The organism is Microcoleus sp. D3_18a_C4 (genome assembly GCF_036702415.1).
Lineage (GTDB): Bacteria > Cyanobacteriota > Cyanobacteriia > Cyanobacteriales > Microcoleaceae > Microcoleus.
This window is the reverse complement of sequence record NZ_JAUBTI010000005.1, coordinates 79070-101189: the sequence shown is the minus strand read 5'-3', so window position 1 is coordinate 101189 and position 22120 is coordinate 79070. Positions and strand designations below refer to the sequence as shown.

Sequence of the window (22120 nt, the reverse complement as noted above, 5' to 3'; positions counted from 1 at the left end):
GCCTACAACATTGTCACCGCTGCTGCTACCAGTACCGATACCAATTACAGCGGTGTTAATGCGGATGATGTCGCAGTCACTAATACTGATAACGACACCGCACCCGCACCTGCACCTGCACCTGCACCCACACCCGCACCGGCACCGGCACCAACACCCGCACCAACACCAGCACCCGCACCAACACCCGCACCAACACCTGCGGAAACACCAACACCCGCACCAACACCAGCACCTGCGCCCGCAGAAACACCAACACCCGCACCAACACCCGCACCAACACCCGCACCAACACCCGCACCAACACCCGCACCCGCACCCGCACCCGCACCAGCACCTGCGCCCGCAGAAACGCCAACACCAACAACAGCGGAAACACCGACACCAACGCCCGAAGTAACGCCAACACCAACAACCAATAACATCCCCAACGATGACTGCATCTGCGATGACATTGCCTATCCCAACTTAAACCAACCGAATTCAGTTGAAAACACCATACTCGGTGTATCGTCCATTCAAATAGGCACTGCCCAAAATGATGAATTTCTCGGCAGCAACAACGGCAATATATTGGATGCCAAATCGGGGAATGATAACTTATATGGGGGCGAGAGTCGCGACATATTCAACGGCAACACAGGTAATGATTTTATCAGCGGTGGCAAAGGTGATGACATCCTATTTGGAGATGAAGGAAACGACATTATTCTGGGCGACTTGGGCAATGATTTAATCTTCGGAGGCCAAGGCAATGACTCTATAAATGGCCGCGAAGGTGATGACATTGTTTATGGTAACAGAAATGATGACTTTATTGATGGTGGCAAGGGAAATGACACCTTATTCGGAGGCAAAGGGAATGACATAATCCTTGGTAGTGAAGGTGATGACTACCTGTTTGGAAGTCTGGGTGCGGATACTATCTGCGGCGGGGATGGTGATGATTTTATCAGCGGTAACGAAGCAGCAGATATCCTGGGAGGGTGCGAAGGAAATGATACTCTTTATGGAGGGGAAGATAATGATACTCTCACTGGTGGTCAAGGTGATGATATCCTTTACGGAGATTTGGGAAATGATAGTTTGATCGGAGGTAGCGGTAACGATATCTTTGTCTTAAAAGCAGGTCAAGGATTTGAGATCATCGCTGATTTTACCCTCGGTACTGATGCGATCGCACTAACCGGAGGTTTGAGCTTTAGCCAGTTGGGAATAACTCAAAATACTCAGGGATCTCTCATCAAAAACCTCTTGACAGGAGAGGAGTTAGGTGTAATGATTGGAGTGAGTGCTAATGCGATTACATCGGCTAATTTCCGGCTGATTTAGGGAAATAATGAAAAGTACGAGATCCCTTGGTAGTGAATTAAGGGATCTCGCCACAAATTACGGGTATAGCGGCTTTTCATATCAATTCCGGCTGCGCCGGAATGATAGGTCGGACACGGCACTGCCGTGTCCCTACCACGATCGATTGTAGGGACACGGCACTGCCGTGTCCTGATTTCGGGTGATATTAATTCCGATGCAACCGGAATTGATATCATTAGATTTTTCCAGAAAAGCAAGTCTTGAACAGGCAGGATGCCTGTTCCACAATAAATACGGTCGAGGTCTATTTGTTAATTTTCCCTACTTTACCAGCAGTTCTGAGAATTTGACAAGCCAAAATCGCCGCACCAAACCCGTTATCAATATTCACCACACCAACACCAGCCGCACAAGAATTGAGCATAGTTAAAAGAGGCGCAATCCCGCCAAAACTCGCACCATAACCAACACTTGTCGGCACAGCAATCACCGGACAATCTGCCAAACCCGCAACCACACTAGCCAAAGCACCTTCCATACCAGCAACCGCAATCAACACATCAGCATCAGTAATCACGTGCCGGTTGCTCAGCAAGCGGTGAATGCCGGCAACTCCGACATCCCACAAACGTCGCACCTGAAAACCGCAAAGTTCCGCAGTAATTGCCGCCTCTTCCGCTACAGGTAAATCCGCCGTTCCCGCACTGATAATAGTCACAGTACCCGGATGCTGCGGAGTTGGGGAATTAGGAGAAATTGCACAAATCCGAGCCTTTTGGTAGTAGCACAAATCGGGTATTTTTTGTTGCAGTTGCTCGAAAACTTCCGGTTCGATTCGTGTCGCCATCACCGCCGAATTTCGCCCGCGCATCGCGTCGATAATTTCAACAATTTGGTCTGGCGTTTTCCCTGGGCCCCAAATTACTTCAGGAAAACCCGTTCTTAAAGTGCGGTGGTGGTCAATTTTGGCAAAATCGCCGACTTGTTCAAAGTCAAAATGCTTTAATTTATCCAAAGCTGCGATCGGACTCACATCGCCTGCGGCCACTGATTCGAGTAACTGCTGTAAAATTTTAGGTTCCATAAACTAATAACAAATGACTGCTAACTAATGACCTGCCCAAAAACGGATACAAGCCCCCAACTTAAATCGCGATGGCACAATTTTAGACTCTTGTTCAAGTTCCCAGATTCATCTTTAGACTAAATGAAATCTAAAATCTAAAATCTAAAATCTAAAATCGACTGACTATTCTGTTATTTTCAGTTCGTACAAATTCCAGAAAGCACCGCCGAGGGCACTGTAGCGAATTCCCGAAACGCGATCGCGCACAGCCTCAAAAGTCAGCGGATTTACCATATAAACAAAAGGCACTTGTTCCGCGATAATCTGCTGCGTCTGGCCGTAAATTTCTTTGCGCTTCGCCTCATCAAGCTCCTGGGAAGCTTTCACGTAAAGGTCATCGATTTTTTGCTCCCAATCGTCAACTTTCCAACCCTTAATCGGCGGTTCTCCCGGCTGCGGGCCCTGGTTGAAACTGTGCAGTGTGCCGTTAACAGACCAAATATTGTAGCCGCTGTGCGGTTCAGTACCTCCGGTAAAACCGCCGAGGTAAGTATCCCAATTTCGAGTCAAGCGCAGCTTTTCCACATAAGTGTTAAAACTCAGGAACTGCGTATCAATTTGCATTCCCAGTTTGCCCAAATCTTGCTTAATTTGCGTTGCCATTTGTTCCCGCACTTTTTTTCCCGCAGCCATCAACAACGTAAATCGGACTTTGTTGCCTTCAGCATCCAACAATTCCTCGTTACTATTATACTTGAAACCAGCACTTAACAGTAACTCTTTGGCTTTTTGCCGATCGTAACTGTAAGTTTTCAATCCCTCTTCTGGGGACAGGTAGAACGGGCTTTGCGCCGGAATTGGGGAATGCAGCGGCGCGCCCAGTCCGCGATAGATATTGTTAGTCATGGCGGATCGGTTGATGCCGTAGGCGATCGCCTGCCGAAATTCCTTACTCGCGAACCACCGAGACTTAATTGGGTCTACAAACGGCTGATTTTGAGCATTGCGCCCCTTATTCAGATTGAAACACATAAACACGCTGCCAGTATCCGGCCCGCCGTTAAAGACCGTATATTTGCCGCGTTTTTCCTCCCGTTTCAGCAGGGGAAACACTTCCGGTTCCACGTTCAGAGTATCCAAATCGCCCGATCGAAAATTCAGCAATTGATTATCAGTATTTTCGATAATTTGCCAAACAATTTGCTGGATGTAAGGCTGGACATTTCCCTCAGCATCTTTGCGCCAAAAATAGGGATTTTTTTCCAAAACAACGCGCTGATTAGGAGTATAACTCAGCATTCGGTACTGACCGTTGCCGACAATTTTTTTAGGATCGGTATCCGTGCCCCAAGTAGTCAGGTATTTAGGGTTGCCGTCTGCATCTGTATTTTCGACAGCTTCCTGTAAAATATGAGCTGGTAAAATTGGGATTCCCCCAGCATATCTAATAAATGGAGCAAAGGGTTCTGCAACGGAAAATTCAACGCGGCGGCTGTCAATTTTTTTAACTTTTGGGAATTCGCGACTCATCCCAACTCTCAGAGTATCTTTCAAACCGCTAGGAATTTTGTCATTGAAATAAATCTTTTCATAGCTAAAGATAATGTCATCAGTAGTCAGGGGTGCGCCGTCTGACCATTTCAAATTTTCTCGCAGCGTGAAGACGATTTTTTTGCCATCTTTGGAGACTTCCCAGGACTCTGCTAAACCGGGTTCTAGCTTCGATGTCAAGCCGTTTTCGTTGATCAGTCCTTCGTACATATAGCCAAAGACGCTGTATGCAGATTGATTCAGCGGGTAGTTGAAGGTGGCCGGGCCGCTGGGGGTGGGAACGATGAGTCTGTTTGCTAAGTTCGATCGGGCTGGAGTGCACGCAGACAGAGTTATAGTGGCAATTGCCACCAGTAAAATCGCCAGACAGCGCAGTCTTGAATGTAGCATCATAGAAATTTTCATAATTTTTTACTATACCATCTGCGTGCAACTACGAGGAACCAATCACCAATAACAAATAACCAATGACCGAAAGTAATAAGCTGTTGTGCATTTAAATTGTATGTTGAGGGCGGGCTCTTCGGCCCACCCCACAAGAAGGAAAATTTATTTCCCCATGCAATTTAAATGCGTATTAGCTTATGCTCACAAGCCCCTGGATTCATCCGTAGAGACTTTAAAAAGCTCCGCATCATTCCTAACAAGCCCCCGGATTCATCCGTGGGATGAATCTAAAATCTAAAATCTAAAATCTAAAATTGGTTGACTGAGATTGTAACCAACCGAGAAAGTCTTCAGTGCGCGAAAAATACTTGGTTATCCCTACTTCCCGCAAAGCATCTTGAACTTCCGGTAGTTTGCGAAATTCTCTAACGTTGCCGCTTAAAAATACTTTGGGAGCTGTGGGGTGCAAGCGGGCATGACTCAGGATACAGTGTAGAATCAAATTGTCTGTTGGGTCTTGAGCAATGATAATGTTATTCAAGCTTTCTTGAATAACATTAGCAGTTAAGACAATCATTTCACCTTTTTGAGATAACTGCTCCATAGCTTGGCGCAGACGCAAATTTATATCAGAGAGTCGTCTTTCATAGTCGATTCTAGACTCACCTAAGTTTAAAAATAGAGACCGGGCGTGCTGTGAGGTTAAATCTCGATTAGCCTCGCTGATTTGATTGTCAAGTTGCTGTTTGAAATAGTTGTTTCGCTTCACTTCGTCCTCTAAAGCAGAGAAAGATTCCATATAGCAAATACTGGGTATTGTCAACTGTACGGATGCTGGCGTTTGCGTCAGCAACATACTTGCTTGAGGCTCACGCCCGGTCGCAATACTCATCAAAAAGTTTGTCTCGATATACAAAATTGCCAAGTTGCACTCCTGATTTTGTTGTTCCACCAGCCAGCCTTTCTAACAAGCCAATTATTGTTATCTGTTCTGATGCTGGCGGCATCTCCGATTTCCATTGATATGCTAAGTCTCGCAGCCACGCTTCGATTAGAGTCTCTAAGTAAGACTCAAATATCTGTTGGCTACCAAATTCTGGCTGATAATGGCGAAGTATTTCACCAGTGTTTAGAGAACAAACAGGTTCAGATAAGTTTACTCCGTCCCATTTGAAAATCAGAATTTGTTCGGTGTCAACAAACATAGCATAGGGAATGATGGTGCGCTGCTCGGACATCTTTGCTAACACAGCTTTCATCCAAGATATCATGTAGTCAGCAATCCTCTGCTTTGCTGCTTTTTCTTGAGCTTGAATAATTTTGACCTCGATTAGCACGACTACGCGATCGTCCTTATCGAGAGCTATGATGTCAACGTCGATCGGTGTTGTGATTTCCAAGTCTTCGGCGAGCATAAATTCGACTCCTAAATAAGTAGAAAATTTTCATAACCTGACAACTATTTTAGCACTAACAAAACTACAGCATAGGCTGCAATTCCTTCTTCTCTCCCCACAGGGCCTAACTTTTCGTTGGTAGTAGCTTTGATGCCGATTTGGTCAGGTTTTAATTGTAGGACAGTAGAAAGCCGATCGCGCATTTGCTCAATATGCGGTTTCAGCTTTGGACGTTCTGCCACTACCACCGAATCAATATTGCCGATTTCCCAGCCTTTATCTAATATTAACTGATTGACTTGTGCCAGCAATACGAGACTATCCGCACCCTTCCATTTCGGGTCAGTTGGAGGGAAATACAGCCCGATATCTCCTAAGCTGAGAGCTCCGAGCATGGCATCCATGATAGCGTGAGTAAGTACGTCGGCGTCGCTGTGGCCGAGTAATCCTAATTCGTGAGGAATATTGACACCGCCTAGGATGAGAGGGCGATCGGGAACTAAGCAGTGAATGTCGTAACCGTTGCCGATGCGGATGTTCATGTAAAAGGAAGGTTTGGGAAGTATAGTAGAAGACAATTATTTCATATTTTTAGGGAGATCAGTGAATTTATTTTTTAATGCCGAGCCGAGTGTTAAATATTTTTTTTTGCTGATTTCCTTAGCAGCTATGGCAATCCTAAAGCGGCTGGAGGGGGGAGAGAAGGGTTAATGCTGGAAACGCTAGAAAATTATGGGGACTTCTCGATCACTCTCCTGAACTCAAAGACTTACAAACGCGAATCCAAAATTTATTAGGCTTTTAAATATACGGTTTTGGACGCATCAAGACCAAAGAAACCGGGTTTTTTACCGAATCTGTGGACGACAACGAAGTATTACCGCAAAAAACCCGGTTTCTGACCACGAATTTCAAAGGTGGTACGCGCCACGTGATTTATCCGTGGAATCAATCCAAAATCGAAAATCTAAAATCCTCAAGCCCCCGCATTTATCCGTGGGATCAATCGAAAATCGAAAATCTAAAATCTAAAATCGATTGACCAGTCGTGCGATCGCCCTTTCTCCTATTCTTCCCTCTCCTGCAACCACCGATCGTACAAATCCGATCGCCTTTGGCGCGTTCTTTCAATTTGCTGTTCCCTGCGCCAGCGAGCAATTTCTGCGTGATTACCCGACAGCAACACGTCGGGCACCTTCAATCCCCGAAAATCCGCCGGTCGAGTGTACTGCGGATAATCCAAAAGTCCGTCCTCAAAACTCTCAAACTTCAGCGAATCTTCCTTCGCCACAGTTCCCCGCAGCAATCGCAAAACTCCATTAATCAAAGCCAAAGCCGGAATTTCCCCCCCCGTGAGTACAAAATCCCCCAAAGACACCTCGCGAGTTACCAAATGCAGGACTCGATCGTCCACACCTTCATAATGACCGCAAATCAACACCAACTGATCGCGATCTGCCGCCAACTCCCGAAACATCGACTGCTGCATCGGTTCCCCCTGGGGAGTCAGCAAAATCACCTCCCGCCTCGGCAAAACCGGCAGCGACTCCACCGCAGCAAAAATCGGTTCCGGTTTCATCAGCATCCCCACTCCGCCCCCGTAAGGCTCATCATCGACTCGCTGGTGTTTGTCTGTGGTAAAATCGCGGGGATTGACAAAATTCACCTCAGCAATCTTTTTAGCTAAGGCTTTGCCCATCAGTCCCGACTCTAGGGGAGCCCGGAAAAATTCTGGAAATAGGGTAACAACGTCAAATCGCACAATTATTGGAATTTCATTGATACATCACCTCTAGTTTGACCTTTAGAGGGAGTTCAGTTTTCAGTAATTGCTTTATTCTTTATAATTTCTTATAATTTCTGAAAATTTTGGCAAGTTAAATTCTCTTCCTGTGTCGGCGGGCCGGTTTTGTACAAAAATAATCTGTTTTTCATGACAGCGACTGCAAGTAAACTCGCCCCCAAACAACTGCGGGATAGCGCGATCGCCGATCGCACCTCGCTCGCACCAACAAATATTTATTCTTAAAAAGCCCTATTCTACGCACAGCCACGGCAAAATTGAATTTCACATCCAACAGAGGAAGACACACCATGCAGCAGTTGACATCTCAAGCCCTTGAACACAATATTCCCCAGCGCACAAAAACCTCGATTATGGTCATCGGGGGAGCCGAAGACAAAGTTCACGGGCGAGAGATTCTGAACACCTTTTTTTGCCGTGCTGGGGGTGCAAACGCTCGGCTGGCGATCGTTCCCTGCGCTTCGCGAGATCCCGAAGGAATTAGCAACCGCTACCGCACAATATTTGACGAAATGGGCGTTAGCGCAGTCAAAGTAGTGGACATCCGCGAACGCGAACAAGGCGAAAACCCCGTCTGGAAAGATTACTTAGAAGACTGTACGGGCGTATTCATCACAGGCGGCGACCAACTGCGGCTTTGTGGGCTGCTGGCGGACACCCCGCTGATGGAGAAAATTCGCAAAGAAACTCTCGAAGGCAAGATTACCCTCGCTGGCACCAGCGCGGGTGCTGCGGTGATGGGATATCACATGATTGCCGGCGGTGGGAGTGGTGCCCCGCCGAACCGCTCTTTAGTAGACATGGCAAACGGACTTAACATTATTCCTGAGATCATCGTAGATCAGCATTTTCACAACCGCAACCGCATGGCTCGCTTGCTGTCGGCTGTGGCTTGCCATCCCGATCGCCTCGCTATTGGTATTGACGAAGACACCTGCGCCTTGTTTGAGGGAGACGATACTATGAAAATTCTCGGTAAAGGCACTGTGACTATTGTTGATTCTAGGGAAAATTTTTATACCAATGAGTCTATGGTAGGAGCGACAGAACCCTTAAGCCTGTTCAATATGCGCTTGCACGTCCTGTGTCACGGAGATTGCTACAATATGCCCCTAGGCAAACCAATGCCATCGGGAGCGTGTTCCGAGTCTGGCTGGCCCCCCGAATGCCGCACAGCCAACTAACGTAGAACATCTCTTGTCATTGATTCGGCAGAAATTAGGCGGCATTCCGGCCGAATCATGGATACCACAATAGAATAGATTCCGAAGCAGCCACGGTCTGACCCCAGGAGGCCGAACCACAGAAAATTCTAGCTTCGGGCTTGGAGTTTTTGCTAGCCATGTACCTGTACTTGTTTTTAGCCGATCGCAGGGCATAAATTTTCAATTGGGTAGCCCATAACTGGAAATTCACTCCCAAACTGTTCGCTGCGAACAGTCTATCGAGCAATCTAGATCGAAATTGAATAAATGCTCCAATTATCTATAAGATTTCGCGCCCCATACCCCTCTAACTGCCATGAAAATACTTAAAATCCAGACCTTACGCGGCCCCAACTACTGGAGCATCCGACGCCAGAAACTCGTCCTGATGCGTCTGGATTTAGAGGAGTGGGCAGATAAAACCACAGCGGAAATTCCTGGATTCTACGAAGGGTTGATCGCCGCACTTCCGAGTTTGAACGACCATCACTGTTCTCCAGGCCATCAGGGAGGATTCCTGCAACGGGTCAGAGAAGGCACAATGATGGGACACGTAATCGAACACGTCGCCCTAGAACTTCAGGAAATGGCAGGAATGCCAGTCGGGTTCGGTCGCACCCGCGAGACTGCGACCCCAGGCATTTACCAAGTAGTAATCGAGTATCAAAACGAACAAGCAGGTCGCTATGCAGCCCGGGCGGGCGTGCGGATGTGCCAAAGCATTGCCGATACGGGCACTTATCCAGCAGCAGAATTAGTCCAAGATTTGAGAGACCTGAGAGAGTTTGCTGGGTCGGCGGCACTAGGGCCGAGCACGGAAACACTGATCAAGGAAGCAGAAGCGCGCGGCATTCCTTGGATACCTTTGAACGCCCGGTTTATGATTCAACTCGGCTACGGGGTTCACCAAAAGCGGATTCAGGCAACTCTGAGCAACCGCACGGGAGTTTTGGGGGTAGAACTGGCCTGCGACAAGGAAGGTACCAAAAATATCCTCGGCAGCGCCGGCGTGCCTGTTCCCAGAGGAACGGTGATTCATTATTTGGACGAACTGCGCGGGGCGATCGAAGATGTCGGCGGTTATCCGATCGTCCTCAAACCCCTAGACGGCAACCACGGCCGCGGCATTACGATCGACATCAACTCCTGGGAAGCAGCAGAAGAAGGCTACGACTTAGCCAGCGCGGCATCAAAAACAAAAAGCGTCATTGTCGAGCGCTATTACACCGGCCGCGACCACAGAGTATTGGTAGTCAACGGGCAAGTCGTAGCAGTCGCAGAACGAGTCCCCGCTAACGTCGTGGGCAACGGCAAGTCTACAGTAGAACAGCTTATTGAAGAAGTAAACCGCGACCCGCAGCGAGGAGACGGACACGACAACGTACTCACCCGGATCACGATCGACAAATTGTCCCTGGATTTGCTGCAAAAACAAGGATACGCGATGGACTCCGTAGTGCCCGCCGGCGAAAGAGTATTTTTGCGGGCGACAGCAAACTTGAGTACCGGTGGAATTGCAGTCGATCGCACCGACGAAATCCACCCAGAAAACGTCTGGCTGTTTTCCAGAGTAGCCAAAATTATCGGTTTGGACATCGCCGGCATTGACGTAGTAACTCCCGACATCTCCCAACCCCTGCGCGATGTCAACGGCGTCATCGTTGAAGTCAACGCAGCACCGGGTTTCAGAATGCACGTCGCCCCGAGTCAGGGTTTACCCCGCAACGTCGCCGGCGCCGTCTTCGATATGCTTTTCCCCTCACCTCAACCCAGCCGGGTGCCGATTTTAGCGGTAACGGGAACCAACGGCAAAACGACAACCACTCGCCTGCTAGCCCACATTGTCAAGCAGACCGGTCAGATTACTGGATACACGACTACCGACGGCACTTACATTGGCGATTATTTGGTCGAAACCGGAGACAATACCGGGCCGCAGAGTGCTCAATTGATTTTGTCTGACCCGACGGTGGAAGTGGCCGTGTTGGAAACTGCCAGAGGCGGAATTTTGCGATCGGGCCTCGGCTTCGATCAGTGCGATGTCGGCGTCGTCTTGAACGTCGCAGCCGATCACTTGGGCATTGGCGACATCGACACCGTGGAACAACTGGCCAAACTCAAGAGCGTCCTCGTCGAGTCGGTAATGCCCAAAGGCTATGCAGTTTTGAATGCAGACGACCCGCTAGTATCACAAATGGCGCAGCGTGTCAAGGCTCAAATTGCATATTTTTCCATGAACCCGGACAACGAACTGGTTGCCAAACATACCGCGGCGGGCGGGCTGGCAGCGATTTACGAAAACGGGTACTTGTCGATCTTAAAAGGCGATTGGACGCTGAGAATTGAGCAGGCTGTGAACGTGCCGCTGACGATGGGCGGGCGCGCGCCGTTTATGATTGCCAATGCTTTAGCAGCTTGTTTGGCAGCTTTTGCCCAAGGATTGAAAATAGAAGATATTCGCGCTGCTTTGTCAAGCTTCCAAGCATCGGTGGGTCAAACTCCCGGACGGATGAATTTGTTTAAATTGGGCAGCTATCACGCTTTACTCGACTACGCCCACAACCCCCACAGCTACAAAGCTTTGGGCAGTTTCGTGCTGAATTGGCCGGGACTGCGGATCGGGGTAGTCGGCGCGCCCGGAGACCGACGAGATGAAGATTTTGTCACGCTGGGCAAACTTTCGGCCGAGATGTTCGATCGTATCATTGTCAAAGAAGATATTGACAGGCGCGGCCGAGAACCCGGTACGGTGGCAAAGTTAATTTGCCAGGGAATTGCCGAGGCGATTTCTGCAGGAACCGCAAAGAAATCTCAAGTTGAATACGAGTTGATTCTCGACGAAACAACGGCTGTTAACAAAGCTTTAGATGAGGCGCCGGCCGGCAGTTTGGTAGTGATTTTACCTGAAAGCGTGAACAAAGCTCTGAGTTTAATTGAAGCCCGGAAACCGATTAAGGAATCTGTGGAAGTTCAAAATAGTTTAGATCGATCGAAGTCACAGGAAAGTTTAAAACCGACTGTGGTGAATCAAGGCTAAACTCTGAAGTTTGATTTCATTACATTATTAATAGGTTGGGTTAACGAAAGAAAACCCAACCTTTTTGCTTTAGACAACCGCCGTATTATCTTTCAATATTTTCTCTGTAACCTCAATCAGTTCGCACACAGAATTTTGCGTAAGTTGTGTAGTTTTAAACCCATGAGCAATAGCGTTCCGCAAAGAAAGCGCATTCATTAATAACTGATATTCGGATTTAGAAATCACGCCCTCAACCGTCAGTTGTTTCACTAAATACAGCGGTTCTAATCTTTGCAAACTTAGCTCTTCTTTATGGGCAACAATCCTCAAAGTTGCCTCAACTAAAGACCAACAATATAGCATTGCTGACTCTAGATGTTGTGTTACAAGTTGCTTGGCGACTTGCAAACCCAACTCTATTTCATGCTCTTGAAAAGAATCCTCAGCTTGGGAAATATCGACTGCATCCTCCGAGTTAGTCATCACTAACTCAAACCTCCAGCCGGGATTTTCTGCTACTGCTTGGGCTAAATTACGTAGATATGTAGTAGAGGGTGACTTGAGTGAAGCGCGTGACTTGACTGCAATAACCACCGATTCTTCGCCCCGGCGCACTATCAGATCCGGGCGATAGCTTTTAAGGAAGTCCGGTAAATCTTCAGAGTTTGGATGAAATGAAATTTCATAACCTTTCTCACGATACTCCTCTGCTAGTTTCAGCAGTTGCTCTCTTTCTATGTTTGCACTTGGGGTTGCGATCATGTCAGTACCTCTTTGTCAGGAGCATCAATTACGACAATGTGCAAGAATTCATCAGAAAAATGGGTAGAAACCCCGTCCTTTTAGGACGGCTTTACATTTTTGATTTACTACCGCCTTGGGACTGGTTGGCGGGAGTGTGCTTTTGTGTTGCACTTTCAACGGGACAATTACCGCCTCAAACTTAAGAGCCCTGTACGCATAGTGTTTTGCTCTTTCGAGCCTCCCTTGCGGGGTAAAGTTAGCTTCGCCAAGGTTTAATGAGCTTGTTAGGCCCGTAGCACTGTCTCAGTGACCTTAAGACTGTTTAACTACCAGCGACAGAGCAGGGAACTAGCTTCGCATTCTCCCGGTGTCGTGACTCAAAAAACGTAGCCAGTTAAGACTTAGGCTGGTCAGAACGGCTTGTTAGATTTCTCCTTCAAGCCTCATGCCTTTAGGCTGAGGTTCCTGACTACCACGGGCAAATCCTTCCGCTAGAATCGAGGTCATATTTTCTACTTTAAAGTTAGTTGATAAATTCCTCTTGCGGACTAGAACATCAGTTACTTGATCGTCATCGACATAGGCTAGCCCGATAATTGCATCTTGAATTGGCTTTACTATGTTGTCTACATCGATTTTAACAGAATCGTAGAAATAAGTTATCTGAAGCATCACTAGGCCAGTAGCTGTTTTCTGCTCCGAAGACCAGTATTTTTCAGCCTCTTGCCTCACTGTCACTTTCCAAGCTTTAAGAAGAGCTCGCCTACGAGCTTGTTGTGATACTGGTGGGCCATCTACTATGAACTCAAATCTCGCCAAAGTGTTTCTAAATAGAAGATTGGGGATTATTTTACCTCTTAACTGCCGCCCACTGGGTAATCGGTGCCAGGAGTTTCCAACCAAAATCGCAAGATAAATCGCCAATTCAAACCGATCGAAGTATAGAATCAGGAAAAAGCAAGCAGCAGGGATTCAAGCATGAATGAGGCCGATCGCACGCGAGTCGAAACATTCATCACGCGCTGGGCAGGTTCTAGCGGTAACGAACGGGCAAACTACCAGTTGTTTTTTGCGGAAATGTGCGAGGCGCTGGGAGTCGATCGCCCTTTTGATAAAGGCAGAATTCCCAACGATCCCTACTGCTTTGATAAAGATGTCAAAATTTTTCACCCCAGCGGCAAAGTAACTCCGGGGTTTATTGACTTTTACAAAGCCGAGCATTTTTTAATCGAGGCAAAACAGGGCGGAACAACGAGCAAAAAGGGAACGGCCAAGCGGGGGACAAATACCTATTTGCGAGAGATGGAAAAAGCGTTTGTGCAGGCAGTTGCCTATACCCGCAGTCTCAGCAGCAAACCGCCGTTTTTGTTAACTTGCGATATTGGCGATCATTTTGAATTATGGATGGGGTTTAGCGGCGATTATGGCGGCTATGGGGCGCGGCGAGAAATTGGGCTAATTGAGTTGCAGAAAGCCGATGTTTTCGATTTGTTTGTCGATATTTTTAGCAATCCGCAGCAGCGCAATCCAGAGAAAATTGCGGCGCGGGTGACGCGGGAAGTGGCGGCGGATTTGGCAGAGTTGGCGAAGCGGATGGAGGCGAATGTCGATCCGCAGCAAGTCGCCCAGTTTTTGATGCGCTGTATTTTCACCATGTTTGCTGAGGATGTGGGGTTGTTGAAAGAACATTTGTTTACGCAGGCGCTGGAAACGCGATGGATTCTCAATCCGAAGACGTTTAAGCCGGAGGTAGAGGCGCTGTGGGAGGCGATGAATGAGGGAACGAGTTTTGGCTTTCATGGCAAACTGTTGCGGTTTAATGGCGGATTGTTTGCCGAGTCGCAGGCGTTTGCGCTGACAAAGGCGCAGTTGGAAGTTTTGTTGCAGGCGGCGAAGCGGGATTGGTGCAATGTGGAACCGGCGATTTTTGGGACGTTGTTGGAAAGGGCGCTGGATTCGAGGGAACGGAGTAAGTTGGGGGCTCATTATACGCCGCGATCGTATGTGGAACGGTTGGTAAAGCCTGTGGTGATGGAACCTTTGGGCGATCGCTGGATTGCGGTACAAGCGGAGGTTAAACAGTTGCTCAACGCGGGGGAATCGGAACCGACTGCAAATCAAAGGAAAAAGGCGAGATCAGTTTTAGAAGCATTTCTGACGCAGTTACAACAGGTGAAGATTCTCGATCCGGCCTGCGGATCGGGTAATTTTCTGTATGTGACGTTGGATTTGTTGAAGGGGTTGGAATCGGAGGTGTTGCGGCGCTTGGAGGATGTCACCGGATCGGCGCAGTTGCGGTTAGATATTGCTCAAGTTAATCCGAGTCAGTTTTTGGGAATTGAGATCAATCCTAGGGCGGCGGCGATCGCGGATTTGGTGATTTGGATTGGGTATTTGCAGTGGCATTTTCGGCGGTTTGGCGCCATTCCGCCGATCGAACCGGTGCTGCGGGAGTACAACAATATTGAATGCCGGGATGCGGTGTTGGCCTATGACGGGAGGGCACCGGATGTGGATGCGGCGGGGAAGGTGAGAACTCGCTGGGGCGGACGGATGATGAAGAGTCCGGTGACGGGAGAAGATATTCCCGATGCGAGCGATCAGATTCCCATTTATCGGTATATTAATGCACGCCCCGCAGAGTGGCAGGAGGCAGATTATGTTGTGAGTAATCCTCCATTTATAGTAGATAAGCGTATGAATAACATATTAGGAGATGAATATGTTAGTTCTCTAAGAAAAGTTTATATCGATTCACTCACAGCCTGTGATTTTGTGATGTTTTGGTGGAATAAAGCTGCTTATCTTCTTACGCAAGGAAAACTTCAATCATTTGGCTTTATTACAACTAATAGTATCACGCAAATATTTAACCGCAGAGTTTTAGATAAGTATCTGAATCAAATTTCTATTATTTTTGCAATTTCCGATCATCCTTGGGTCATTAGCGATGATGGTGCAGCAGTAAGAATTGCAATGACGGTTGCTGTTGCTGGCATCAAAGAGGGTTTACTTGCCAAAATTATATATGAATGCTTCAATAAAGAAGGGATGAATGATGTTATTTTTAAAGAAAAAAAAGGATGTATTTATTCTAATTTGAGGGTTGGATTTAACTCTTCCGAGGTTGCTCCATTAGCTTCAAACCTAGGTGTGTGCAATAAGGGAGTAACAATACTTGGTGAAGGTTTCTTCCTGTCTGCCGAGGAACTCAAGCTACTGCTTCACTTAGAACCAGATGCAAAAAAAATAATCAAACTTCTCTACAAAGGTAAAGATATTACTGATAAACCCCGAAGCCTTAAAGTAGTTGATTTATATGGGTTAACTGAGAAACAGGTTCAAGATTTTTATCCAAGAATTTATCAACGAATTAGGGATGAAGTTTTTCCATTTAGAGCAGTTCAGAAGAGAAAAGCTTATCGAGATAGCTGGTGGATTTTTGCTGAACCAAGATCCCAGTTACGCAAAGCTATTGAAGGTCTTGAGCGTTATATTGCCACCGTTGAAACAGCAAAACACCGTGTATTCACTTTTCTTGCTGAAGATATATTACCCGATGTAAAACTCGCTGTCATTGCTTCAGATGATGCTTATTATTTAGGAGTTTTATCTAGCAGTGTACATCTTACGTGGGCACTTATTGCAGGTGGTACTTTAGAGGATCGCCCTGTTTACTCAAAAACTACTTGCTTCGACCCTTTCCCCTTCCCCGACCCCACGGACACCCAAAAACAAACCATCCGAGAACTCGGAGAACGCCTCGACAGCCACCGCAAACGAGTCCAAACCACTCACCCCGAAGTCACCATCACCGGGATGTACAACCTCCTCGAAAAACTCCGCCAAGGCGAACCCCTCAACGACAAAGACAAAGCCTTCAACCAAAAAGCCCTCGTCTCCACCCTCAAACAAATCCACGACGAACTCGATGCCGCCGTATTTGCCACCTATGGTTGGGAACCCACCCTCACCGACGACCAAATCCTGGAAAACCTCGTCACCCTCAACGCCCAACGCGCCCAAGAAGAACGCAACGGACTGATTCGCTGGCTGCGTCCCGACTACCAAGCCCCAGGCGAAACCTACGTGCAACCATCCCTTGCAGGTATCACCACCGAAACCGAAACCTCGATCGCCCCCACGGAACAACAACCTTTCCCCAAAACCCTCAAAGAGCAACTTTGGGCCATCCGCGACTTATTCCGCACCCAAAGCGGCGAATGGACAGCCGCCCAAGTCACCGCCCATTTCAAAGCAGCCAGCCGCAAACAAAAAGTCATTCTCGACTGTCTAGAAAGCTTGGAAGATTTGGGGATTTTGCTCAGTCATAATGAAGGTGGCGTGCAATATTGGTATCTCCCAACCTGATGGAATTGCAAAAACTTGTAGCTTACGCTAGGGGGTTTGAAGGCGATCGCCCTTACCGGAAAACTGGGTTTAAAGCCCCGTCCTTCTAGGACGGCTTTTCCTCTTTAAGTTTATCAATCCAGTCTTCTACAAGTTGGGTCATTGTTTTTTCTTTCTGTTTGGCAATTCTCCGCAACTTCTCTAGCCGACTCACGACAATGCGAATACTTAATCTTTCTCTGACCATTTGGCTACCCAATTGCTACCTATTATGTTATCATAGTTAGCATGAAAACATTGAAGTTCAAGCTATATCAAAGCAACCAAAATAAACACCTCAAGCAAAGTATCAATGCTGCCGGAGTGATTTATAACCATTGCATTGCACTTCACAAACGGTACTACCGGATGTGGGGTAAGCACTTGAATTGCAGCAAACTTCAAAGTCATATCGCCAAACTCAGAAAGCGTAAAGCATTCTGGCAACAGGTTGGATCTCAGGCTGTACAGGATATCTGTCAACGCATTGAGAAAGCCTATCAACTGTTCTTTAAGCATCACAAGAAAGGAGTTAGACCTCCCGGATTCAAGAAAGTTCGCAGATACAAATCGTTCACTCTCAAGCAAGCTGGCTACAAATTATTAGGCGGCAATCGAATTAAGATTGGGAATCGCGTTTATCAGTATTGGAATTCCAGAGAGAGAGAAGGGAAGGTTAAGACGTTAACCATTAAACGCACGACATTAGGAGAGCTATTTATGGTTGTGGTCGTTGACAGCGTTGAAGAACCTGAAACCAAAGTCGAGACGAGTAGAATCGCTGGCGCAAGATTTCGGCTTGAAAACGTTTCTCACCTGCTCAGATGGAACAAAAATCGAATCACCGCAATTCCTGAAACAGTCCCTTAACGCTATTAAGAAAGCAAATCGTCAGCATTCCCAAAAACGGAAAGGCTCAGCGAACCGAGAAAGAGCAAGACTTAATCTAGTTCGCAAACATGAAGCCGTAGTGAATCGTCGCTCTGATTGGTTCTGGAAATTGGCTCACGAACTAACTGATAAGTTCGACGTGCTGTGCTTTGAGACGTTGAATCTAAAAGGAATGCAACGACTTTGGGGACGTAAAATTTCAGACATTGCATTCGGCGAATTTCTCCAAATTCTCGAATGGGTTGCCAAAAAGAAAGGAAAAGAAGTAGTTTTCATCGACCGTTGGTATCCATCTAGTAAGACTTGCTCGCATTGTGGACAGGTTCTGAAAGAGTTGGATTTGTCAGTTCGTGAATGGCGCTGTCCGTCCTGTCAAAGGGTGAACGACAGAGACGAGAACGCGGCGATAAATATTTGTGTGGTTGGGGCATCAACCGCTAAGTTAGGTGATGTTAGACAGGCTATGCCTGCAATTGCTGTCTGAGCTTAGAATCCCTTCGCCTTTAGGCAGGGGAGTATGTCAAGTTCTTCATGCTTTCCAAAAGAAAACTCAGAAGACAGCCAAGAAAAATATCGAAATTGGACAGAAACGCTACCAACAGTTGTTACAAAATCGTTTAAATTCAAGAGAACCACAACCATGAGTGAAAATACTATTACCCAAGCAACCGATAATATCTTTCTCGATCTGGGATTTTCAGCAGAAGAAGCTGATAACTTACTAATCAGATCGCAACTCATGCTCGCCCTGCTTAATCAGATAAAACATCACCGTTGGACGATCGACCAAACTGCTCAACATCTCCAACAGTCAAACGACCAAATCAAAGCTCTAACTCAAGGTAAAATTGGGGAATTCTCGGTTGATACTCTGATCGCAATGCTAAACCAAGTAGGCATGACTGTCAAAATCGAAATTTGTCCCAAGGTAGCTTAGAGCGAGATTAGAGACATCGGTAAGTTTTGCTTTGCGCTTGTTATCATGAGCTTATCCAGCAAGAGGTTATCTAATGCTAGAAACCACCATCCTAGAAACCCTGGTCAAGTTGCCAGATTCCCTGAAACAGGAAGTTTTGCACTATGTAGAATTCTTGGCCGCAAAATATGCAAATAATGCAAATAATGAGGTTGCCGTAAATCCTCCTCAAAAGAAACGTCAAGCCGGGATGATGAAAGGCACGTTTGTCTTACCGCTTGCTGATGATTTTGATGCACCATTAGAGGATTTGCAGGAGTATATGGAATGAGTGCATTGCTCCTCGATACTCACACTTTTATTTGGTTTTCAGAAAATGCTCCTAACCTATCAGTTACCTTGAAGGAGCAGATTGAAGCCGCCGATATAGTCTATTTGAGTATTGCCAGTCTTTGGGAAATTGCCATCAAAATCAGCATTGGTAAATTGACACTGCAAGCAGACTATGCAGACATCGAACCTCAGTTACCTGCTGCTGGCATCTTATTACTGCCAATTTCCTTTGCGGATACTGTACTGGTTCGCAATCTACCATTCCACCATCGCGATCCATTCGATCGCATTTTAATTGCCCAATCCATTAATCATGCTTTAGTTTTAGTCAGCCGTGATGAAGTGTTTGATGCTTATGCTGTTCAAAGACTATGGTTATAAACTAGATTATTATCGCCAATGGCATTGACCAGATCGATTGTAAAAGAGTAAAATAAATTATATAATTACTCCCAAAAAGTTTCCATGCCTCCCCAAGAAATCCTCCTACAATACTGGCGCGAACTTGCCCCCGCCGATCGCGCAAAAGTCCTTCACTTTACCCAAGCTCTAGCGCTCAAATCTTCACCTGAATTTACCCCCAAAACACAACTCGGTCAAACCTTGTGGAAACTTCGCCAACGGGCGATCGCCAACGGTATGAAACTCCTCAATGAAGTTGAGTTAGAGCAAGAAATTGCCGATCGTCGAGGTGGCTACGGTGTCTGGTAAACTAACTTATCTGGATCTCTATTCCATTTGCAAATACTCCAAAACCAGCAACCGCAAATAGTCTAGCATTCGGATATAAGACCGCATTTGAAGATAGCCCGATCGCGTCTCATCATAAAACTGAGCGATCGCAGAACGATCGAACACCCGAAGCTGATGTAAGTCTGCGATCGCTTGCTCGCGATTCTCAACCTCTGCGCGCTCCTCAATCTGACTAGCATAACCGCGAATACTTACTGTTACTAACTCCAGATCCTCCAGAAACGAAAAATCTTCCTCAGAACCAAGATACCTCTGAGATATCTCTTTGCGCTCTAATTTAGTGTTTTGATAGTCAACCCTCAACTGTGCCAAAAGTTGCACAATAATATCTTGTTGAATCGCTAATTTGTTCGGAACTTGTGCCATATCGCTATTCCTCATTAATGCCATAAGTCACGATTTTCTCAACACCATACTGGTCAGGTCGCACAATTAAAAACTCATTGCCCTTTCGGTAAACAGCGGCTCCATCCTGCCGAGATCCCGTGCGAGGAACTCTTACAGCACCTCTGGTGTTGAAGTTGTGTGCTTTACGCAAATATTTGAGTGGATCAAATCCTTTTCTTTGTGAATGGTCTAACACACTTTGGGCCACAGTTCGATAAGTTCCTCTATCCCATTCAGACAGATATTGCTGTAGTTCGATAACTTCAGTGTTGGAATAGTCTTCAAACAGTCGATTTAAATAAGGATCTACAGATGATTCGTCTGGCATTATCACTCTCATTCCAGAGGATATTATTGATTATAGCTTTATTAGAAAAAGATCGATCGCCTTTTACATCAAATCCACTCTTAATCGGAATGATTCATCTCTCTCATCTCTTCCTCTGTGTTCTCTGCGTACTCTGTGGTTAAATCATTCCGAGCCAATCAGAATTGGTATTACCCCTTAACAACCGCCCACTGAGTCACCGGTGCAAGCGGCTTCCAACCCTGAAAAGAACCGATCGCCCCTACTCGCTGAATCCCAATTCTAATTAGTTCCCCACCATAACGATCGTGCCATTGCAAAACTTTAAACTCGCTCTCAACAGTCACCGCATTAACAACTAATCGGCCGCCTTCACCTAAAGCATTCCAGCAAGTTTCCAGCACAGATTCTGCGGTGACACCGCCGCCGATGAAAATAGCATTCGGTTGAGGTAAATTTGTCAAGGCTTCCGGCGCTGATCCCGCCACGATTTCGAGTTCGGGAACACCGAAAGTCGAGGCATTTTCAGCGATGTATTGCAATCGAGTCGGATGGCGTTCGATCGCGATCGCCCTGCACCGAGGATGACTCCGCATCCATTCGATCGCGATCGAACCGCAGCCCGCCCCCACATCCCAAAGCAACTCTCCGGGAATCGGTGCTAACGTTGACAGAGTAACGGCTCTAACCTCCCGCTTGGTAAGTTGTCCGTCGTGGCGATAAGCAGTATCCGCCAAACCGGAGGTACGAGGGAAAATCACAGTTGGTCGATCGGCTGCAACTGCGATCGCGATTGTGTTCAAATCCGCCAAATCCACTGCATTCCAGGCTGCTGCTACCCTCTCGATCCGCCGTTCCGCTCCCGCTCCCATCCGCTCGAACACGGTCATCAAACTGCTGCCAAACCCCCGCTGCGTCAACAATTGGGCAACCTTTCCCGGCGTGTGCCTGTCAGCGCTCAACACCAGCAAGCGCGCCCCCGGCGACAAAGCAAGGGCGATCGATGCGATCGGGCGATTTGTCAAACTGAAAGTCTCAACATCCGCCAAAGCCCAACCCAAACGGGCGCAAGCAAGACTAAAAGCCGATGCAGCGGGAATTACAGTCATTTCGGAAATGGGAATCTGGCGCGACAGTGTTACCCCAATTCCGTGACACATCGGATCGCCGCTTGCGAGCACGCACACAGACTGTCCCCGGCGGCGGAGGATGTCGTCAACTGTTGTCTGCAAAGGCGATGCCCAGAGCAATTTTTCGCGGCTGTCGTCGCTTGGTAGCATTGCTAGGTGACGGGCGCCACCAACAACGATTTGAGATCGAGAGAGGAGGGTAGAGGCGATCGCACTCAATCCCGAAAGTCCGTCTTCGCCAATCCCCACCACCGAAAGCCATTTGTGCATTGAATCCTTACTGCTAATCTCGTTTCCGGCTGCATCGGAATCATCAAACTCAATAGTCATCACTCATTAGTTATTAGTTATTAGTTGTTAATCACATTATTTCCGCTAGAACAACCCGAATAAAATTGATTTAGAGTGAGGAATTCATTCCTCATAAAACTCTGTGGGACTGAATTATTGACTACAAAATTTATAACTGACATCTTGCACAATTTTCAATAATAGGCATCTTGCCTGTTCCACAAAGAGTATATTTC

The 22120-nt window shown here is 47.0% G+C and carries 23 protein-coding genes; 11 read left to right on the top strand and 12 right to left on the bottom strand.

Annotation, left to right across the window (positions count from 1 at the left end; all coding sequences use genetic code 11):
- The coding region (locus tag QUB16_RS04450; protein WP_333314307.1) for a calcium-binding protein at window positions 1-1332 on the top strand (1332 nt) is incomplete at its 5' end.
- Between the two features lie 286 nt (window positions 1333-1618).
- Here QUB16_RS04450 and larB read toward each other — a convergent pair.
- The 6 genes from larB to trmD form a co-directional block, all read right to left on the bottom strand.
- Window positions 1619-2398, bottom strand: coding sequence for a nickel pincer cofactor biosynthesis protein LarB (gene larB, locus QUB16_RS04445; RefSeq protein WP_333314305.1), 780 nt, complete (start codon window positions 2396-2398; stop codon window positions 1619-1621).
- Window positions 2399-2563: 165 nt separating this feature from the next.
- Window positions 2564-4324 carry an ABC transporter substrate-binding protein gene (locus QUB16_RS04440; RefSeq protein WP_333314304.1) on the bottom strand — a complete coding sequence of 587 codons (1761 nt, stop codon included), beginning with the start codon at window positions 4322-4324 and terminating at the stop codon, window positions 2564-2566.
- A gap of 295 nt (window positions 4325-4619) precedes the next feature.
- Entirely contained in the window at window positions 4620-5210 is a 591-nt protein-coding gene (locus QUB16_RS04435; protein WP_333314302.1) for a PIN domain-containing protein, read from the bottom strand.
- Window positions 5188-5733, bottom strand: coding sequence for a hypothetical protein (locus tag QUB16_RS04430; RefSeq protein ID WP_333314301.1), 546 nt, complete (start codon window positions 5731-5733; stop codon window positions 5188-5190). The genes QUB16_RS04435 and QUB16_RS04430 overlap by 23 nt, the downstream gene beginning before the upstream one ends.
- Window positions 5734-5777: 44 nt before the next feature.
- Window positions 5778-6257: a 2-C-methyl-D-erythritol 2,4-cyclodiphosphate synthase gene (gene ispF, locus QUB16_RS04425; RefSeq protein WP_333211506.1), complete on the bottom strand. Its 480-nt coding sequence runs from the start codon at window positions 6255-6257 to the stop codon at window positions 5778-5780.
- Window positions 6258-6781: 524 nt separating this feature from the next.
- Complete coding sequence (trmD, locus tag QUB16_RS04420) at window positions 6782-7477, bottom strand: tRNA (guanosine(37)-N1)-methyltransferase TrmD (RefSeq protein WP_333314300.1); 696 nt, start codon at window positions 7475-7477, stop codon at window positions 6782-6784.
- Window positions 7478-7809: 332 nt separating this feature from the next.
- Between trmD and QUB16_RS04415 the strand changes: the two genes are divergently transcribed.
- Both QUB16_RS04415 and cphA read left to right on the top strand, forming a co-directional pair.
- A complete protein-coding gene (locus tag QUB16_RS04415; RefSeq protein WP_333107830.1) occupies window positions 7810-8703 on the top strand; it encodes a cyanophycinase in 894 nt (297 codons plus the stop codon).
- 337 nt (window positions 8704-9040) lie between these two features.
- Window positions 9041-11761, top strand: a complete 2721-nt coding sequence (gene cphA, locus QUB16_RS04410) for a cyanophycin synthetase (protein ID WP_333314298.1) — start codon at window positions 9041-9043, stop codon at window positions 11759-11761.
- Window positions 11762-11830: 69 nt separating this feature from the next.
- Here cphA and QUB16_RS04405 read toward each other — a convergent pair whose 3' ends face one another.
- Together QUB16_RS04405 and QUB16_RS04400 are read right to left on the bottom strand one after the other, a co-directional pair.
- The gene (locus QUB16_RS04405) at window positions 11831-12505 is read right to left on the bottom strand and encodes a hypothetical protein (RefSeq protein ID WP_333314296.1); all 675 of its coding nucleotides are present in this window, start codon (window positions 12503-12505) and stop codon (window positions 11831-11833) included.
- 405 nt (window positions 12506-12910) lie between these two features.
- A complete protein-coding gene (locus QUB16_RS04400; protein ID WP_333314294.1) occupies window positions 12911-13411 on the bottom strand; it encodes a RusA family crossover junction endodeoxyribonuclease in 501 nt (166 codons plus the stop codon).
- Between the two features lie 54 nt (window positions 13412-13465).
- On the opposite strand from QUB16_RS04400, the gene QUB16_RS04395 reads away from it, so the two are divergent.
- Window positions 13466-16858, top strand: coding sequence for a DNA methyltransferase (locus QUB16_RS04395; RefSeq protein ID WP_333314293.1), 3393 nt, complete (start codon window positions 13466-13468; stop codon window positions 16856-16858).
- An 85-nt stretch (window positions 16859-16943) separates the two neighbouring features.
- On the opposite strand, the gene QUB16_RS04390 is transcribed toward QUB16_RS04395, so the two are convergent.
- Window positions 16944-17084 (bottom strand): hypothetical protein, encoded by a 141-nt coding sequence (locus QUB16_RS04390; protein ID WP_333301139.1) that lies wholly within the window; start codon window positions 17082-17084, stop codon window positions 16944-16946.
- Between the two features lie 41 nt (window positions 17085-17125).
- Between QUB16_RS04390 and QUB16_RS04385 the strand changes: the two genes are divergently transcribed.
- The 7 genes from QUB16_RS04385 (at window position 17126) to QUB16_RS04360 (ending at window position 19727) form a co-directional block, all read left to right on the top strand.
- Window positions 17126-17746, top strand: coding sequence for a transposase (locus QUB16_RS04385; RefSeq protein WP_333314382.1), 621 nt, complete (start codon window positions 17126-17128; stop codon window positions 17744-17746).
- A complete protein-coding gene (locus QUB16_RS04380; RefSeq protein ID WP_333206800.1) occupies window positions 17676-18251 on the top strand; it encodes an RNA-guided endonuclease TnpB family protein in 576 nt (191 codons plus the stop codon). Before QUB16_RS04385 ends, QUB16_RS04380 begins: the two co-directional genes overlap by 71 nt.
- Window positions 18217-18411 (top strand): type II toxin-antitoxin system RelE/ParE family toxin, encoded by a 195-nt coding sequence (locus QUB16_RS33480; protein ID WP_445251094.1) that lies wholly within the window; start codon window positions 18217-18219, stop codon window positions 18409-18411. The genes QUB16_RS04380 and QUB16_RS33480 overlap by 35 nt, the downstream gene beginning before the upstream one ends.
- The gene (locus QUB16_RS04375; protein ID WP_445251093.1) at window positions 18408-18704 is read left to right on the top strand and encodes a helix-turn-helix domain-containing protein; all 297 of its coding nucleotides are present in this window, start codon (window positions 18408-18410) and stop codon (window positions 18702-18704) included. Before QUB16_RS33480 ends, QUB16_RS04375 begins: the two co-directional genes overlap by 4 nt.
- 73 nt (window positions 18705-18777) lie before the next feature.
- Window positions 18778-19014, top strand: a complete 237-nt coding sequence (gene vapB, locus QUB16_RS04370; protein WP_333314289.1) for a type II toxin-antitoxin system VapB family antitoxin — start codon at window positions 18778-18780, stop codon at window positions 19012-19014.
- Complete coding sequence (locus tag QUB16_RS04365) at window positions 19011-19397, top strand: type II toxin-antitoxin system VapC family toxin (protein ID WP_333314287.1); 387 nt, start codon at window positions 19011-19013, stop codon at window positions 19395-19397. The genes vapB and QUB16_RS04365 overlap by 4 nt, the downstream gene beginning before the upstream one ends.
- 84 nt (window positions 19398-19481) lie before the next feature.
- Window positions 19482-19727 (top strand): hypothetical protein, encoded by a 246-nt coding sequence (locus tag QUB16_RS04360; RefSeq protein ID WP_333314285.1) that lies wholly within the window; start codon window positions 19482-19484, stop codon window positions 19725-19727.
- Window positions 19728-19745: 18 nt separating this feature from the next.
- Here the strand turns inward: QUB16_RS04360 and QUB16_RS04355 are convergent, their stop codons facing one another.
- The 3 genes from QUB16_RS04355 to cbiE form a co-directional block, all read right to left on the bottom strand.
- Entirely contained in the window at window positions 19746-20135 is a 390-nt protein-coding gene (locus QUB16_RS04355; protein ID WP_333314283.1) for a hypothetical protein, read from the bottom strand.
- Between the two features lie 4 nt (window positions 20136-20139).
- Window positions 20140-20484 (bottom strand): hypothetical protein, encoded by a 345-nt coding sequence (locus tag QUB16_RS04350; RefSeq protein WP_333314281.1) that lies wholly within the window; start codon window positions 20482-20484, stop codon window positions 20140-20142.
- Window positions 20485-20654: 170 nt separating this feature from the next.
- Complete coding sequence (gene cbiE / locus QUB16_RS04345) at window positions 20655-21923, bottom strand: precorrin-6y C5,15-methyltransferase (decarboxylating) subunit CbiE (protein WP_333314280.1); 1269 nt, start codon at window positions 21921-21923, stop codon at window positions 20655-20657.
- Window positions 21924-22120 lie beyond the last annotated feature (197 nt).

Bases quoted from the DNA above. Each gene is read 5' to 3' on its own strand.
- QUB16_RS04365 (WP_333314287.1), top strand. From the start codon at position 19,011: ATGAGTGCATTGCTCCTCGATACTCACACTTTTATTTGGTTTTCAGAA.
- QUB16_RS04415 (WP_333107830.1), top strand. From the start codon at position 7,810: ATGCAGCAGTTGACATCTCAAGCCCTTGAACACAATATTCCCCAGCGC.
- QUB16_RS33480 (WP_445251094.1), top strand. From the start codon at position 18,217: ATGTTAGACAGGCTATGCCTGCAATTGCTGTCTGAGCTTAGAATCCCT.
- QUB16_RS04435 (WP_333314302.1), bottom strand. From the start codon at position 5,210: ATGAGTATTGCGACCGGGCGTGAGCCTCAAGCAAGTATGTTGCTGACG.
- QUB16_RS04350 (WP_333314281.1), bottom strand. From the start codon at position 20,484: ATGCCAGACGAATCATCTGTAGATCCTTATTTAAATCGACTGTTTGAA.
- QUB16_RS04395 (WP_333314293.1), top strand. From the start codon at position 13,466: ATGAATGAGGCCGATCGCACGCGAGTCGAAACATTCATCACGCGCTGG.
- QUB16_RS04405 (WP_333314296.1), bottom strand. From the start codon at position 12,505: ATGATCGCAACCCCAAGTGCAAACATAGAAAGAGAGCAACTGCTGAAA.
- ispF (WP_333211506.1), bottom strand. From the start codon at position 6,257: ATGAACATCCGCATCGGCAACGGTTACGACATTCACTGCTTAGTTCCC.
- QUB16_RS04390 (WP_333301139.1), bottom strand. From the start codon at position 17,084: ATGGTCAGAGAAAGATTAAGTATTCGCATTGTCGTGAGTCGGCTAGAG.
- larB (WP_333314305.1), bottom strand. From the start codon at position 2,398: ATGGAACCTAAAATTTTACAGCAGTTACTCGAATCAGTGGCCGCAGGC.
- QUB16_RS04355 (WP_333314283.1), bottom strand. From the start codon at position 20,135: ATGGCACAAGTTCCGAACAAATTAGCGATTCAACAAGATATTATTGTG.
- QUB16_RS04360 (WP_333314285.1), top strand. From the start codon at position 19,482: ATGCCTCCCCAAGAAATCCTCCTACAATACTGGCGCGAACTTGCCCCC.
- vapB (WP_333314289.1), top strand. From the start codon at position 18,778: ATGCTAGAAACCACCATCCTAGAAACCCTGGTCAAGTTGCCAGATTCC.
- cphA (WP_333314298.1), top strand. From the start codon at position 9,041: ATGAAAATACTTAAAATCCAGACCTTACGCGGCCCCAACTACTGGAGC.
- QUB16_RS04375 (WP_445251093.1), top strand. From the start codon at position 18,408: ATGAGTGAAAATACTATTACCCAAGCAACCGATAATATCTTTCTCGAT.
- QUB16_RS04430 (WP_333314301.1), bottom strand. From the start codon at position 5,733: ATGCTCGCCGAAGACTTGGAAATCACAACACCGATCGACGTTGACATC.
- QUB16_RS04440 (WP_333314304.1), bottom strand. From the start codon at position 4,324: ATGATGCTACATTCAAGACTGCGCTGTCTGGCGATTTTACTGGTGGCA.
- QUB16_RS04385 (WP_333314382.1), top strand. From the start codon at position 17,126: ATGAAAACATTGAAGTTCAAGCTATATCAAAGCAACCAAAATAAACAC.
- cbiE (WP_333314280.1), bottom strand. From the start codon at position 21,923: ATGACTATTGAGTTTGATGATTCCGATGCAGCCGGAAACGAGATTAGC.